Here is a 15,794-nt window from a genome sequence, read left to right as displayed (position 1 = left end):
ATATTATTAATAAGGTAACTACCTTTTCCTTGTGAAAAGAGTAACTAAACAATAAAAATTGTTTTTGTACTTTTACTCCTTACCCAAAAATAACAATTTTATTTATGCTATACGAAGGAGTTTTAAACAAAATGCAAACGGAATGGAGTAGCCCAATTGAATACTATCTAGTGTTTCAAAATAACTTCATCAACTTAAATCAGGTATTGGATCGTCCTATATCAATTTCATTTGTGGATTATCAGTGTTTAAACTGTGGGGGGCACAAAAAAATATTCCGTCAAGGCTTTTGTTATGACTGTTTTTATGCAAGTCCGGCTGTGGGTGATTGGATTATGCGCCCCGAGTTGAGTACGGCTCATTTAGGTATTGCCGATCGCGATTTGGACTATGAGTGTAAAGTGCAGTTGCAACCACATATTGTATACCTAGCCGCTGCAAGTGATGTGAAAGTTGGTGTAACGCGTAAAACTCAAGTCCCTACGCGTTGGATAGATCAAGGCGCTTCCCGTGCAATTCCCATTGTAGAAGTTCCCAATCGCTATTTAGCAGGAATCACAGAAGTCGCTCTAAAAGACCTCTTTACCGATAAAACCAATTGGCGTAAAATGTTGCAAAACGATATCATTGATACGGATCTCTTGGAAATTCGAAATACACTTGCGTCCAAATTGCCCGAAGAAGTACAACCTTACTTTGATCAAACCACAGCTGATCTATGGGAATTACATTATCCTGTGTTGGAATTTCCCACCAAAATAAAAAGCCTTAACCTAGATAAAACACCTTCTTATCAAGGGATATTAAAAGGCGTAAAAGGGCAGTACTTACTCTTTGATGATGGTACAGTGTTCAATATTAGAACCTATGAAGGCTATGTTGTTCAACTAGATATAAAATAAAAAATGCCCCAAAAAGTTAAACACTTTTTGGGGCATAGCTATTACTTTTGGATCAATGCTTTTATTCGCTTTTCTTTTTGCCGAAAAGATCTTTCAATCCTTTCCCTATTTTATCTACAGCTTCTTCCGTTTCTGTTTTCTTCTTTTCTCCTTCTCCACCCTGTTCTCCTTCTGTTTTATCTTTTTTTCCACCGCTCAACAAATCTTTTAAAGCATCTTTTCCTTTATCAATATATTTATTAGCCTGATCTTCTGCAATTTGCTTGGTTAGATTGGTAATAACCTCATTCATGTTGGTTCCTACTTTTGGCGCACTAAAATCACCTGTCAACCCTACTTTCACCGGAATTGCATCGTATTTGGCACTTTCTTGAGGGCTTAATTTTGCCAAGAGATTCGCCACATCAGGTCCTAACATTTTAGCAGGAACGTTGAAATCTAAGTCGTAATTCATCTGTTGATCAAAACCGTGCTCTCCTGAAACTTGTACATTCATATCTTTCAATTTCAAATCAAAAGGAGAAACTTGTACTTTTCCGTCTTTAAACTTCAAATGGATGCGTTTATTATTCAAATCTAATTTACTTAAATCAACAAATTTTACTGCTGAATCTAGAGAAGAAAGCAATTTTGAATGAGCGACATTCACCTGCGAATTTAAAATATCTCCCGTTAAATCCCCAGAAAGTGTATTCAGTATAGGTGAAAAGTCATTGCTTTCCAATTGTCCATCTAATTTGACATTGGCATTGATATTACCGGCAATAATTCCTGCAATAGGAGCAATTTTCTTCAAGAACTCAAATTGAGTAAATGTATCCTTGATATCCAAGGTTTTCAAACCTAAATCCATATTGAACTTTGGTTGTGTTCCCTTTGTTGATACATCTCCCACAAACAACAATTTACCGCCAAAAATATCCGTAGTCATGTTTTCTAATCGAGCGGTTTCATCTTTGACAATCAAACGACCTTTTACGTTTTTCAGAGTGAGGTTGTCATAGACTACCGTTTTAGCATCTGCATTTATTGTACAATCTAAAAACGCAGGTATTTTCAAAGCTTCTCCTTGTGGAGTAGGTTTAGCTTTTTCTTCTTTCGGTTTTTCAGCTGCTTGGCCAATATCCTCTTTCAAGAGATCCGCTAGAATAAAGTTCGTAGAACGCACGTTAAAGTTCCCTTTTAGCGTTTGTTTATTGAACAAGAAGCCATATAAATTATCTAAACGCCCATCAGCAGCTATATCCGTTTGTCCTGTTGCCAAAGCAAATTTATTCAAACTCACATGATTGGTATTAAACGAAATAGCTGCTTCTTTAATATCCAATGGCTTAGCCATTGCAACTGAAGCAAAATGGAAATTCGTTAAGCTAATATCTCCTGCATTTTTGATGTTTTGATACTGACTTTTCTCAACGGAATTCATATCAAAATTAGTCGTAACATTGGCTTTTAAGATTCCCGTTAAAGGAACATCGAGTTTCACGGGATAAGCCTTGGTCACATTGGCTAAATTAATTACCCCATTTAATTTTGCATCAACTAATGGGTTCTCTGTCAGGTTTTTGATATTGGCACTGGCATTGAATACATCTTGATCAATTTTAAACGACAGTTTATTCAAGTCAACATAGGTATCTTTCATCAACCCTGTCGTATTATTTATTTTCATATCCAATACGATTTTCTCTACCGATTTCGGCAGATCAGGGTATTTGAAGGACGCGTTATTCGCGGCCATTTCAATGGCCAAAGTAGGAATTGTCGTTTCCGTCAAATTTCCTTTTACTTTACCCGCTACTTTGAATTCTCCTGTTGTCGTTACCCCTTTTAGACCACCGGCATAGGCTTCCGGAATTAAACCCAAAAAGTTTTTAAAGTCTGAATCAGGTGTAGCAAAAGACAAGTCAAAAGCTTGACCATTTTCCAACAATTGCACCTGACCATCAAATTTTAACGGCAATTGATTGATCAGCGCTTTATTTTCTTTGAAGGTGTAGATTTGCTGATCCATATCCATGCCAATCATAGCATTGAGCGCTAACTGTACTTGGTTCAAATAGGAAGTTCCATCCATAACAAAAGAAACCTTAGCTTTTGATTGGGTATCTAAATCCAACACATTTGCAGTTAAGTTTCCTTTTCCCTCGTGATTAAACTCCTCAATGATTACTTGCATTTTCGAGCTTAAATCCGTGTATACAAGTTTGGTATTTTCAATTTGATAGTGCTTTAACGCTAAAGAAAAAGGAGTGTCTTCTTTATCCTTATCCTCCTCTTTTTCGTCCTCTTCTTTCAAAGCAATATCGTAGTTGGCGATTCCCTCTTCGTTCACCAAGACATTGATCTTTGCTTCTTTTAGTAGAATTTCTTCAATATTCATGGGTTCTTTCTCCCCGTTGAACAATTCCATCACCGACATTTTTAAGCCAATCGTCTGTGCATGCACTAAAGTATCTCCGTCAAAAGGAGCTGTATTGACGATCGTCAATCCGTCAATAGTTACCGTCGCTTTGGGGAAGTTTTTCAACAAGCTCAAATTCACCTGATCAAACGACACCGTTGCTGTGAGGTTATCGTTAATGGTTTTAAGTACTAAATCTTGAACTTTCCCTTTGAACAAAAATGGAGCAGCGAGCAGTAGCAGGAAAATCCCACCGACAATTCCACCAATCCACAACCAAATTTTCTTTTTCATAATCAATTAATTTTCATACAAAATAACAAAAAAAAGAGTCAACTCAAATGACATGAGTTGACTCTTTCCATATATTGTGAAAATCTTATCTTATTGAATTTTAATTTCGAAAGGCATAATCGCTTGTGCCCCTTTTAGCGACTGGAAATAATTTAAACGTTCCATCATTTCAAAATTCTCTTGTCCAATTTTCTCCTTCAGCAATTCATCTTGCGTTTGCATGATCGAAGCGCCTAAATAATTACGCAACAAATCATTGATTTTTAGTTCGTATTCTGGATAGTTTACCACTTTATAGTCTTCGATTTCAACTTTATTGGCAGCATAGGCAATTGCAGCGTTCAATCCACCTAATTCGTCAACTAACCCTTTTTCTAAGGCATCAACACCTGTCCAAACACGTCCTTGAGCAATCTCATCTACTTTTTCAAACGTCATATTACGGCCTGCAGCAACGCGATTAACAAATGTTTCATAGATAAACTCTATGCTTTCTGTTACTTCGGATTTAAACGAGTCGTCTACTTTTCGGAAAGGACTATAGGAAGCTGCATTTTGATGCGTTTTTACTTGTTCTGCATTTACGCCGTATTTAGTTGCTAGCGTACTGAAATTAGGCAACATACCAAATACCCCAATTGAACCAGTAATGGTCGCAGGATCAGCGAAAATACGATCTGCACCACTAGCGATATAATATCCTCCTGAAGCCGCTAGATCTCCCATAGATACAATCACAGGTTTTACTTTTTTAGTCAATTCCACTTCTCTCCAAATTAACTCTGAAGTCAAAGCACTTCCTCCAGGGCTATTGACACGCAAAACAATCGCTTTGACCTTGTCGTTATTACGCGCTTTCTTTAAAGCTCTATTGATAGACCCCTCTCCAATATAGTTTACATTTCCTTCACCATTTAGAATTTGCCCTTGGGCATAAATTACGGCAATTTGATCTGTACTAGCTTTCTTTGTTGGGCTATCTGCTTTGATATACTCTAAGACACTGATTTTATTATAATCTTTGTCTTGTGTCATCTCCAACGCTTTTTTGATGCCGGCGTGGTACTCATCTTCGTAGGCTACTTTGTCAATCAGTTTTAAAGCTAAGGCACGCTCTGGTGTTCTTGCTGCTAAGTTCGTCGCAATATCGTTTAAACTATCAACTGCTATACTTCTGCTTTTAGAAACATCAGCTACCAACGTAGACCAAATTGAATTTAGGAATACTGTAATTTGCTCCCTATTGGCTTCGCTCATTTGCTTTTCTAAATAAGGCTCTACCGCACTTTTGTACTTCCCATGACGAATAACCTCCATGTGTACTCCCGTTTGATCTTGTAATCCTTTTAAATATAAAATCTCAGTTGATAATCCACGGAAGTCAACAGCTCCCACAGGATTAACAAATACAGTATCTGCCACTGAATTCAAATAGTATTCACCTTGTGATAACGCATTGGAATAAGAGACCACAAACTTTCCACTTGATTTAAACTCTTGTAATTTTTCTCTAATCTCTCTTCGCTGAACAAATCCCAATGAAGAAACCGTATTCAACATGGAGATTCCTTTGATACGGTCGTCGTTTTTTGCTTGTTCAATTGCCATTATTACATCCGAAACACCATCCTTACGCTGGTCGTTGAAATTAAAGTCTTTATAACTAAATTTTCCTCCATAATCATATTGTACCGTTGACAAGTCCAACTCCAATACAGAGTTATTCTTTACAAGTACAGTTTCACTACTTCCCGCTACCGCGATAATGGCTATAAAACCAACAAACAGTATGCCGAAAAAGATACATAATCCCAGTAACGTTGCTAATAAATTTCTTAAAAACTTCATAGTATTATTTTTTATCCAATTAGTAGAGCCTAGCAAACAAATGTTACATTGCCCTATACTTTTCATTTAATATCTGCACAAAGTTAGCATTAATTAAAATTTCTTTTACTTACTTTTGTGACATGAATACGCAAAACATGCTAGTTTTATCTCTTGGTACGAATCAAGGGGACAAAAAAGCAAATCTAAATAAAGCTATAGACTTCATTCACAATGAAGTAGGTACTGTTATTACAATTTCTCCCATTTATGAATTTCCAGCATGGGGTTTTGAAAGTGAGCCTTTTTACAATTGTGCTTTGGTTATCCACAGTCTTTTAGATGCGCAACAGGTACTAGAAAAAACATTAGCCATAGAAAAAAGATTAGGACGCATCCGCAAGCAACAAGCAGGATATGCTGCCCGTAGTATTGATATTGATCTCATTGCGTTTAATGACGACATCATCCATACACCAACCTTAACGATTCCACATCCATTGATGCAGGAACGCTTATTTGTCTTGCAGCCTTTATATGATTTGCACTTGGATTGGATTCATCCGATTTTCAAAAAGAGCTGTAAGCAATTACTAGCAGAATGCCCGGATGTAACGACTTTTAAGCAAGTGGATCTACTAGAATCTCACTTGCAACATCACCCGTTAAGAAAGTTGAATTTCGTAGCTATTGAAGGCAATATTGGCGCAGGAAAAACGACGCTTACGCATCGCATTGCTGAGGACTTTAACGCTAAGAGTATTTTTGAAGGTTTTGCCGACAATCCTTTTTTGCCTAAATTCTATCAAGATGCCAGTCGATATGCTTTTCCATTGGAAATGTCATTCTTAGCTGATCGCTACACTCAATTATCGGATGATTTGGCGCAGTTTGACTTGTTCAAAGAATTTATTATTGCCGATTACTACATCTTTAAATCGTTGATTTTTGCACAGATCACCCTAGAAGAAGATGAGTTTCGCCTTTATCAACAAGTCTTTGACATTATGTATAAAGAGACGCCTAAACCCGATTTATACGTTTTTCTATACCAGAATACGGATCGTCTATTGGAAAATATCCAAAAACGAGGTCGTTCCTATGAGAGTGATATCTCAGGACAATACCTCGATAAAGTGACCCAAGGCTACTTCAATTTTATGAAAACTATTCCTTCTGAAAAAGTCTTGTTGATCGACATCTCAGATTTAGACTTTGTCGCCAATCAAGGGGATTACATCCATATACTAAATCAAATAGCTGCAAAGCTAACATCTTAAAAAAAGCTCCAATACAAAGTGTTGGAGCTTTTTGTTATGATCTGTCATCGTATTGTTACTATTGTGCCTTTTGTTGCATTTGTTGGAATAAATCCCAAATAACAATGCCCGCGCTTACTGAAATATTAAGGGAGTGTTTTGTTCCCAATTGCGGAATTTCAATTACCCCATCACTCAGGTCAACAACGCCTTGAGATACTCCTTTTACTTCATTTCCAAAAACCAAAGCATAACGCGTTTGATCTTGTACTTGAAAATCGTTGAGCATAACACTATTTTCCACCTGTTCGATGGCTTGCACACAAACGCCTGCTGCTTTTAATTGTTGCACTACTTCCACCACGTCTTTTGCATACTCCCATTCCACTGTATCTGTTGCACCTAGTGCGGTTTTGTGTATTTCTTTATTGGGTGGTGTCGCTGTTATCCCACATAAAAATACTTTTTCAATCAAAAAAGCATCGCAGGTTCTAAATACCGATCCAATATTGTGTAAACTTCGTACATCGTCTAAAACAATGATAATTGGTGTTTTATCCGATGATTTAAACTCGTCAATACTCTTTCTCTCTAATTCGCTATTGGCTAATTTTCGCATAGGTAGTTACTATATTTCTGCAAAAATATTGATTAAAGCGATACTAGTCCATTATTTAGGGGAGGAAAATACAAAACAGTAAAAAAACTAAGTTTTTATCTAAATCACACCTGATAATAGTCAACTTTTAACTAATCTTTGATAGAGAATACTTGTCCACCCTATTGAAGTTCAATAATTTTGTAGGTTAAAAATTGAAGATGATCCACGACTTAATCAAGAGAATAATTACCTCAGCAGTACTAATTTACACCGTTAGATGCCTAATTGGATTCTGTATAGGCTATTATCTTTTTCTTCGGTTTGAGGATCACGAAACGCTTTGGACTATTATTTCTATCATTTTAGTAATCTCCCCAGAGGGACAAAATTCGAAGAAATTATCAATTGAACGATTCAAGTCCAATTTAGTAGGATCGGTAGTGGGATTAATCTGCTTGGAGATTCATACGCCAAACCTGTATGTGATTCTCTTTGGCATTGTTTTAACCATTTTGATTTGTTACTTTTTCAAGATACTAAACATGGCGCGGGTTGCCTTAGTTTCTTTAGTGATCATTTTGGTACAGCCCATTACGGGCATCACAGAAATGACGCCATTGTATCGCTTTTTGGCGGTGACTATTGGCTGTTTAATTGGGCTGTTAATCGTTATATTTACTTCTCTTCCCCTTCGTCGTTTAAAGCGATACTATCAGATTCCGCTGTCGTAAAAATTCTTTTGCTTTTAGCTATCTCGCCAATCTTACTGTATATTTGTAACTTCGTGTTATTTCCAAAAAAACAAAAGATATGGCTGCTAAAGAAAAAGCGACAAAAGAAACTCCATTAATGAAACAATACAACGATATCAAGGCAAAGTATCCCGATGCTTGTTTGTTATTTCGCGTAGGAGATTTTTATGAAACTTTTGGAGAAGATGCCGTTCGAACCGCACAAATTTTAGGTATTACGTTAACTAAGCGCGGGGCGGGAACGTCTAGTGAAACTGCATTGGCGGGGTTTCCTCATCATGCGGTAAACGTGTATTTACCCAAGTTGGTCAAAGCCGGACTTCGCGTAGCCATCTGCGATCAGTTGGAAGATCCCAAGATGACAAAAACCATTGTTAAACGCGGAGTAACAGAATTAGTTACCCCTGGTGTAGCTTTAAATGACGAAGTGTTACAATCCAAGTCTAACAACTTTTTATGCGCCTTACACTTTGCTAAGAAAACCTTAGGAATTGCGTTTTTAGACGTGTCTACTGGAGAGTTTTTCACGGCACAAGGAGATGAAGAATACATCGACAAGCTACTGCAAAACTTTAACCCCAGCGAGATATTAGTACAGAAAAACAACAAACTTCTCTTTCAACAGCACTTTGGTTCTGCCTACAACCTCTTCTTTTTAGACGATTGGGTGTTTAAAGAAGACTTCGCTTTTGAGTCGCTAACCAAACAGTTTCAGACCAATTCCCTCAAGGGATTTGGCATTGAAGAATTAACAGAAGGCGTGATTGCTTGTGGTGCGGTATTGCATTATCTCTCAGAAACACAGCACACGCGCATCAAGCATATTTCAAACATTCAACGCATTGCAGAAGATGCTTACGTTTGGATGGATCGCTTTACCATTCGCAATTTAGAGCTCTACCAAAGCAGTAATTTCAACGCAATTACCTTGCTTGACGTGATTGATAAAACGCTTTCCCCTATGGGTGGTCGATTACTCAAACGCTGGTTGGCATTGCCTCTGAAAAGAAAGAACAGTATTGTTGATCGACACGAAATTGTGGAACTACTAACACAAAAACAAGATACCCTTGCATTTTTTCAAGGGCAAATAAAAAAAATATCCGATCTAGAACGCTTGACCTCAAAGATTGCAACGGGAAAAATAACCCCACGTGAACTCTTGTATTTAAAGGATTCATTAGATGCTGTTATTCCGATTAAGGAGCAAGCGTTAAAAATCCAAAACGCATCCTTAAAGAGCATTGGCGATCAATTACACGATTGCGGCTTGTTGCGCGAACGCATTGAGCAAACCATTCATGCAGAAGCTCCTGTAGCGGTTAGCAAAGGGAATGCCATTGCTTTTGGGGTGAATGAAGAGTTGGATGAATTGCGCAATATTTCATCTACAGGCAAGGGCTACCTCGATGAAATGGAACAAAGAGAAAGTCAAAACACGGGAATTCCTTCGCTAAAAATCGCCTTCAACAACGTCTTTGGATACTATATTGAAGTGCGCAACACCCACAAAGACAAAGTACCAGAAAACTGGATACGCAAACAGACATTGGTCAATGCGGAGCGCTATATTACGGAGGAATTAAAAGCATACGAAAACAAAATATTAGGCGCAGAAGAAAAGATTAGCCAGATTGAAAGCAGGCTATATGATGAGTTTGTTCATTGGTGTGGCCAATACATTCAGCCGGTTCAATTAAATGCGCATCTGATTGCACAGTTGGACTGTTTGTCCTCTTTTGCTCAATTGGCATTAGAAAATAATTATGTACGTCCGGTGCTAGATGACAGCTATGATTTAGAAATAAAAGAGGGTCGTCATCCGGTTATTGAAAAGCAATTGCCATTTGATAAACCCTATATTACTAACGATGTGTTTCTCAACAATTCTACCCAACAAATCATTATGATAACGGGACCGAATATGTCGGGAAAATCGGCCATTCTTCGTCAAACTGCTTTGATTGTATTATTGGCACAAATGGGGTGTTTTGTTCCAGCTGCAGCTGTACGCATGGGCGTTGTTGATAAAATCTTTACTCGTGTAGGGGCTTCGGACAATATCTCCATGGGAGAGTCAACCTTCATGGTAGAGATGAATGAAACGGCTTCTATTTTGAATAATATTTCAGATCGCAGTTTAGTCTTATTGGACGAGATTGGACGTGGTACGAGCACATATGATGGAATTTCTATCGCTTGGGCTATTGCTGAATTTTTGCATCAACACCCTTCAAAACCCAAAACACTTTTTGCTACACACTATCACGAATTAAACGATATGCAAGAGTATTTTGAGGGCGTTAAAAACTACAATGTTTCCGTTAAAGAACTGAAGGACAACGTGCTATTTATTCGAAAATTAATTCCTGGAGGAAGCGCACATAGTTTTGGAATTCACGTAGCAAAAATGGCAGGAATGCCTCAATTGGTAATTAATCGTGCTCAAAAGATGTTGAAACAATTAGAAAAAAATCACCATGCAGAAGGAGAACTAGGATTAAAACCAGCAGAACAAGACTTGCAGTTGAGTATTTTTAATATAGACGATCCATTGTTGAGCAGTATAAAAGATGAATTAACAGCACTTGACATCAATACCTTAACACCTGTAGAAGCTTTAATGAAACTACATGAATTGAAAAAAATGATCCAATAAATCGCTTTGATCGATCGAAAAAATAAGGCAAAACGCTTGTTTCTATTGGAACAAGCGTTTTTTTTATAAAAATTCACAAGCTTTTACTTCCTGACTGCCAACCGCTTGAAAAAAAAGACAAAAAATAACGGGTTATGGTAGTTGTACAAGTGAAAAAATATTTTACATTTGCACTCGCATTACAGAAATAATGCACGATCATACAACGCTTGCGAAAATAGCTCAGTTGGTAGAGCGCAACCTTGCCAAGGTTGAGGTCGCGGGTTCGAACCCCGTTTTTCGCTCGAGAGTATTTTTTTGCTCGAGTGGTGGAAGTGGTAGACACGCTGGACTTAAAATCCAGTGAACAGTAATGTTCGTGCGGGTTCAAGTCCCGCCTCGAGTACAAAAAAGGCTGTCTCTTTGAGACAGCCTTTTTTTATTTGCATTTGCTATACTTATTCTTTCACAATAAACTGAACGCTTTTTTGTTTTCCATTTCCTTTGAGCACTAAGAAATAAGATCCCGCTGCTACTGTAGCAGGTACTTGAATTCCCTTCTCCGCAGTACCCTCAACAAAATCACCTGTTTGGATAACTTGCCCTTTTAGGTCGTACATACTATAGCTAACTGCTTGTTGTTGATCGTCATCCAAGCGAACAAACAAACGTTGATTTTTTTGTACTGGATTTGGATAAACACCCCAATTTGCTTCGGTTTTATTCTCGATATAAATTGGACAACTCACCATTTGCTTCCCTGAATGCAAGGTCAACACCACGTGATACGCAGCTCCTGCTTCTAGTGCATCACTTGAGTTTTCACCAGCAGAATACGCTTGCTTTTTCCCAATTGACTCGCCATTTTTAAACCACTCATAAGCCGTAAACACATACCCTCCATTGGTGTTTTTGTTGTTATTGACCAAGAGTAAATTCGTGTATTTCTGATAGATAAGAGATTCGGTCCCTATGCGCTTCACCAAGTGTACAGTATAGGTTTTATGCTCAATTCCACGAGAAGAAGTTACTGTAATTTCTTGTGTGTAAGACCCGTATTCTTTCACAGGCACAACGATGTACTTCGATGGGCTAACTTGCATACCTTCCGCAACCTGAACTTCAATGATCACTTGGTCTTGTTGTGTATCACAACTAAGCTCTACAAAGACCTCTTGTTCTGGTGTTCCATAAGAAATGCCGTCGATCAGTAGATTTTCAATTTCCACCGCTCTACTTGTAACCTCAATGGTTTTAGAAACAGGTATAGCAGCATTGTAATTCGCATTCCCATCTTGGTAAGCCGTTACTGTTACATCGCCTGGTTTCAAGAAACGCATCAAACCATCTTCTTCTACTGTTGCTACTTCAAGGTCAGCGGCATTATCAATGCGATAAGAAATAGGCAATCCAACATTGCTTATTGCATAAAGCTGAAGCGTTGGTGTATCTTCAATCACAACCGTCGATACATTGCCGAACGAAATCACTTGATCTGCTTTTGTAATGGTTAAAGTTCCCACTACAATCAGAGGTTGGTATGCGGGACCATAATCCACTGTTACGGTTACCTGATACACTCCTACATCTACTTGATCATTGTTGACATAAGTAATGATTGCCTCTGGATCCGTCACACCTACTAAGGTTAAGGATTTTACCTCTCCATCATAAACAAAGGTTTGAGAAGGCAAGGTTACACCTGAAATTTGGCCTTGCAAAATTTCAAAATCTGCACCGATAAAAGAAGTGATATAATAATTCTGACGCGATGTTAAACTCCCTTGATGAATGGCATATAAGCCGAGGTCTTCACCTGGTTCACGCTCGAGATTGCCTACCATTACATTGGACGGATAATCCCCTGGACGCAATCCTTCCAAGGTATAAGTAAATACAGGATCAGCTTGTCCAAAGCGTTTACTTTGATTGGCATGGACCACAACTGCTATAGGAGCAGCCGTAATTTTAAATTTTTCTTGGTTGCCCATCACAAAACTATAATTCCCCTGTGTTGTGGTTAAGGTTCCTGCTTGATATAGATATTCTCCTACATTTTCACCAATTGCTCTACCTAAAAGCCCTTGTAATACAGATTCACGAGTATCGTCAAACTTGAATCCCGTCACCGTAAATTCAAATACAGCAGGATCCGCTTGCCCATATACTTTTTGTACCCCTGCCACGGGATACAAGCTCAACACAGCAGGGGTGATTGTGAATTGATTTTCTTCAAACACCATAACGTAATGCTCATCCACAAGCTGTACCGTTCCTACACCAATAGTGTAACGTCCCACATTTTCACCAGCATCTCTGCTTGGCGTTCCCGTTACAACAGTTGCTGCATCAACTCCTCCTTCCAAACCAATCACTTGGTAGGTCAAAGCTGAATCTGTTTCTCCATACACTTTTTGACTTGCATTAGCCCGAACGATTAATTCCTTCGCATTAATGATAAAATCAGCACTTACATAGCTAATATCGTAGTTAGGCTCAGCTTGCAAGGTTCCTAGTGTAATGGCATAAGTACCCAGTTCCTCTCCTACTTCTCTACTCAACAATCCAGTGATCACATCCGGTGTATCTGCATATTGTAATCCCCCAACAGTATAGGTAAAAATAGGATCTACCTCATTATATTGTTTACTAAGAGTACTATCCGCAGTGACGGTTAACATTGCTTTTGTTACAGTTAGGGTAAACGTCACATCCTCAGCAGGTAAAAACTGGTGATTACCAGCTTGACTAGCGGTTACTGTAGTTGTTCCAACCCCTTTAATGACAAAGGTATTATGCTCAAATTTAGCTACTGTTTCATCAGCAACAACATAGGTCAAGGCTAATTCACTATCAGAAGTCCCGTGCTCAAAAGGTAAATCACCATAGGTTTTGGTCACATCTGCTGCAGTGATCACTTGTGACCTCAAAGGTTGCGTTGAAAAAGCCACAGGACCATACCAATCGCCACAAGGCAAAGCATGCACATAAACCTCGTATTCCGTATCCTCCTCTAAATCCGTAAATTCATAACTTGATCCAACATTATTTACGGTTGTTCCTTCTCCTAATTCAAATCCTGCGGGACCATATTCGACAACAAATTCAGTTGCTTCAGATGTAATATTCAATTGTATTTCAACACTTCCTCCTCCTTCTATTTCAGCCTCCTCAATCTCCATACAAGTAAAAGCACTCGAAATATCAAAATCATCTACAATAACAAACAGATCTTCAAAGACCTCCTGAATTTTAGCTGTAATCTTTATGGTCACGTAAAGTCCTACATACTCATCGAGTTCAAAAGAAAAGTTTTGCCACCCTGCTTCCCCATTACTAAGAATCGATCCTATAGTTGAATAAGACGTACCAAAATCTGTGGACAGCTGAACATCCATTTTTCCTAATTCGTCAAAAGCGGGATTTTCTAAGCCATCCAGCATAAGATAGTTAAATGAAAACACATCTCCTGTGCGAATAGGTCCAACGGCAATCGTTTTGAATTCTGCTTTTAAATAATTACCAAAAATTGAAAAATCATACAAATACACGCCCATACTTCTTTGGTGATCTGTATCATATTCTTCAAAAAACCAAGGCGAATTATTGATAGCCCCCCATCCTAAAGGATAAGTTTCACTCGCTTGAAAGTTTTCATGCCAAGGCGATGGGGTAGTTAGTATTTCGTCAAAAGTCAATGGACCTGCCCATGGGCTTTGATCACCTTCTTCCTCCGAACAAATGCGACGTACATAAAACTCATACGCTGTATCATGGTCCAAATCCGAAAAGGTATAGGAAGTCGTTTCAACAGCTGAAATAACAGTTCCCTCAGTGCTTCCTTGTACAAAACCCTCAGGTCCATACTCTATCTCAAACTGATTACCACCACTCATCCAAGTAAGAGTGAATCCCGTAGGGGTAATATTAGTTTTACTCAACATACTCGGCTTTAAACAACCTGGAGGACAAGAACCTAATACTATGTTTTCAGTAACAACTTCTTCACAAGCCGATACTGTTCCTGACTGATCTTCAACGTCACCTATAATAATAGCGTATTGCACTTCATTATCACAAAATCCAAGGAAACTATCATCAATTTCAATTTCCAATGCATACGGATGATTGGTGCCATAATAGGAAGCTGTGATTGAAAAATCTTCCCCCTCTTCATAAGGTCCACCGCTGAGAACAACAACCCCATCAGCATCTAATAATGACCAAGTAGTAACATCACCATATTCGGGAAAGGTCAAGGTTATCCCAATTTCACAGCCCTCTGATGTTTCAGGAGGAGTAGTACCATCGCCAATATTTAAAGTAAAGTCAATGGCCTGACCATAAGAAAGTCCAGTTTCCTCAAAGTAATAATCGTAAATACTAATGGAACAGGGATCCTCAATAAGGGCAACATCATACTCGGGATCTGTCCATGTTTTGGTAACTCGAATACGAGTTTGCCCAGCTAAAGCCGTAGCTGGAATAGGAATGCTAAAGGAAACATGTTGACCGTCCGACCCATCAGATCCATCAAGCTCGCCAAGGTAAAAGACTTCACCCGCATCATTTAACACCCCATTTTGATTCCAATCAATAAAGGCAATCAGTTCATTAAAGTCTCCATACGTATTTCCTTCAACTTGAATGGTGTAGGATTGACCAGGGGTTACGTTAGCAACTCTGGCGGTGTGATTAAGCAATAAATCCTCATCATTGGTATTGACAATGGTCAATCCAGCAAACTGAATTTTGGTGATTTCCTCTACCATTATTGCGTCCACATCACAATAGGGTGCGGGAAACTGGGCAAAAGATACTTGTCCCCAAAAACAAATAACAAACAAGAAGAACAAGTGTAGTCCCCTTGCTTTTTTTTCCTTTTTATCAAAAGAAATAGTTTGGTTAGTAGTGATATTCATATTTTTCTATTTAATTGAAACTATCATAAAGACATATAGGTAAAGCTCATTGTTTTAACTTTATAATTCATTAGTCATACACAAAGAGAGCAAAACACCATCAATTTAGTAATTAATATCCAAACTACCATTAGGAATAACCCTAAATTTTTAACTTAATTTTAGTAAACACCATTTATTTCTTTCCTTATTGCT

At 38.2% G+C, this 15,794-nt stretch carries 8 protein-coding genes and 2 tRNA genes; 6 read left to right on the top strand and 4 right to left on the bottom strand.

Annotated features, from left to right (window positions below; translation table 11 throughout):
• Positions 1–104: 104 nt before the first annotated feature.
• Entirely contained in the window at positions 105–902 is a 798-nt protein-coding gene (locus tag H4K35_RS01425) for a DUF2797 domain-containing protein (protein WP_182625600.1), read from the top strand.
• 61 nt (positions 903–963) lie between these two features.
• Here the strand turns inward: H4K35_RS01425 and H4K35_RS01420 are convergent, their stop codons facing one another.
• Positions 964–3,600, bottom strand: a complete 2,637-nt coding sequence (locus H4K35_RS01420; RefSeq protein ID WP_182625599.1) for an AsmA-like C-terminal region-containing protein — start codon at positions 3,598–3,600, stop codon at positions 964–966.
• A gap of 90 nt (positions 3,601–3,690) precedes the next feature.
• Positions 3,691–5,448, bottom strand: a complete 1,758-nt coding sequence (gene sppA / locus H4K35_RS01415) for a signal peptide peptidase SppA (protein ID WP_182625598.1) — start codon at positions 5,446–5,448, stop codon at positions 3,691–3,693.
• Between the two features lie 122 nt (positions 5,449–5,570).
• On the opposite strand from sppA, the gene folK reads away from it, so the two are divergent.
• Positions 5,571–6,707 (top strand): 2-amino-4-hydroxy-6-hydroxymethyldihydropteridine diphosphokinase, encoded by a 1,137-nt coding sequence (gene folK / locus H4K35_RS01410; RefSeq protein ID WP_182625597.1) that lies wholly within the window; start codon positions 5,571–5,573, stop codon positions 6,705–6,707.
• A gap of 58 nt (positions 6,708–6,765) precedes the next feature.
• Here folK and H4K35_RS01405 read toward each other — a convergent pair whose 3' ends face one another.
• On the bottom strand, positions 6,766–7,305 hold the full coding sequence (locus tag H4K35_RS01405; RefSeq protein WP_182625596.1) for an RNA methyltransferase: 540 nt from the start codon (positions 7,303–7,305) through the stop codon (positions 6,766–6,768).
• Positions 7,306–7,505: 200 nt separating this feature from the next.
• Between H4K35_RS01405 and H4K35_RS01400 the strand changes: the two genes are divergently transcribed.
• The 4 genes from H4K35_RS01400 to H4K35_RS01385 all read left to right on the top strand — a co-directional run bounded on the left by H4K35_RS01400 (position 7,506) and on the right by H4K35_RS01385 (position 11,083).
• A complete protein-coding gene (locus H4K35_RS01400; RefSeq protein ID WP_182625595.1) occupies positions 7,506–8,018 on the top strand; it encodes an aromatic acid exporter family protein in 513 nt (170 codons plus the stop codon).
• A 79-nt stretch (positions 8,019–8,097) separates the two neighbouring features.
• Complete coding sequence (mutS, locus tag H4K35_RS01395) at positions 8,098–10,698, top strand: DNA mismatch repair protein MutS (RefSeq protein WP_182625594.1); 2,601 nt, start codon at positions 8,098–8,100, stop codon at positions 10,696–10,698.
• A 211-nt stretch (positions 10,699–10,909) separates the two neighbouring features.
• Positions 10,910–10,982: transfer RNA gene (locus H4K35_RS01390), tRNA-Gly, on the top strand.
• Positions 10,983–10,997: 15 nt separating this feature from the next.
• Positions 10,998–11,083, top strand: a tRNA-Leu gene (locus H4K35_RS01385).
• Between the two features lie 52 nt (positions 11,084–11,135).
• On the opposite strand, the gene H4K35_RS01380 is transcribed toward H4K35_RS01385, so the two are convergent.
• On the bottom strand, positions 11,136–15,599 hold the full coding sequence (locus tag H4K35_RS01380; RefSeq protein ID WP_182625593.1) for an MBG domain-containing protein: 4,464 nt from the start codon (positions 15,597–15,599) through the stop codon (positions 11,136–11,138).
• Between the last annotated feature and the right edge of the window lie 195 nt (positions 15,600–15,794).

The organism is Myroides sp. NP-2 (assembly GCF_014145665.1).
In the GTDB taxonomy this organism is placed as follows: Bacteria; Bacteroidota; Bacteroidia; order Flavobacteriales; family Flavobacteriaceae; genus Flavobacterium.
This window is presented reverse-complemented; position numbering and strand designations above follow the sequence as displayed.

What these genes read in the sequence shown, in the direction of transcription:
- H4K35_RS01425 (WP_182625600.1), top strand. Translation starts at nt 105, where the DNA reads ATGCTATACGAAGGAGTTTTAAACAAAATGCAAACGGAATGGAGTAGC.
- H4K35_RS01380 (WP_182625593.1), bottom strand. Translation starts at nt 15,599, where the DNA reads ATGAATATCACTACTAACCAAACTATTTCTTTTGATAAAAAGGAAAAA.
- mutS (WP_182625594.1), top strand. Translation starts at nt 8,098, where the DNA reads ATGGCTGCTAAAGAAAAAGCGACAAAAGAAACTCCATTAATGAAACAA.
- H4K35_RS01400 (WP_182625595.1), top strand. Translation starts at nt 7,506, where the DNA reads ATGATCCACGACTTAATCAAGAGAATAATTACCTCAGCAGTACTAATT.
- folK (WP_182625597.1), top strand. Translation starts at nt 5,571, where the DNA reads ATGAATACGCAAAACATGCTAGTTTTATCTCTTGGTACGAATCAAGGG.
- sppA (WP_182625598.1), bottom strand. Translation starts at nt 5,448, where the DNA reads ATGAAGTTTTTAAGAAATTTATTAGCAACGTTACTGGGATTATGTATC.
- H4K35_RS01420 (WP_182625599.1), bottom strand. Translation starts at nt 3,600, where the DNA reads ATGAAAAAGAAAATTTGGTTGTGGATTGGTGGAATTGTCGGTGGGATT.
- H4K35_RS01405 (WP_182625596.1), bottom strand. Translation starts at nt 7,305, where the DNA reads ATGCGAAAATTAGCCAATAGCGAATTAGAGAGAAAGAGTATTGACGAG.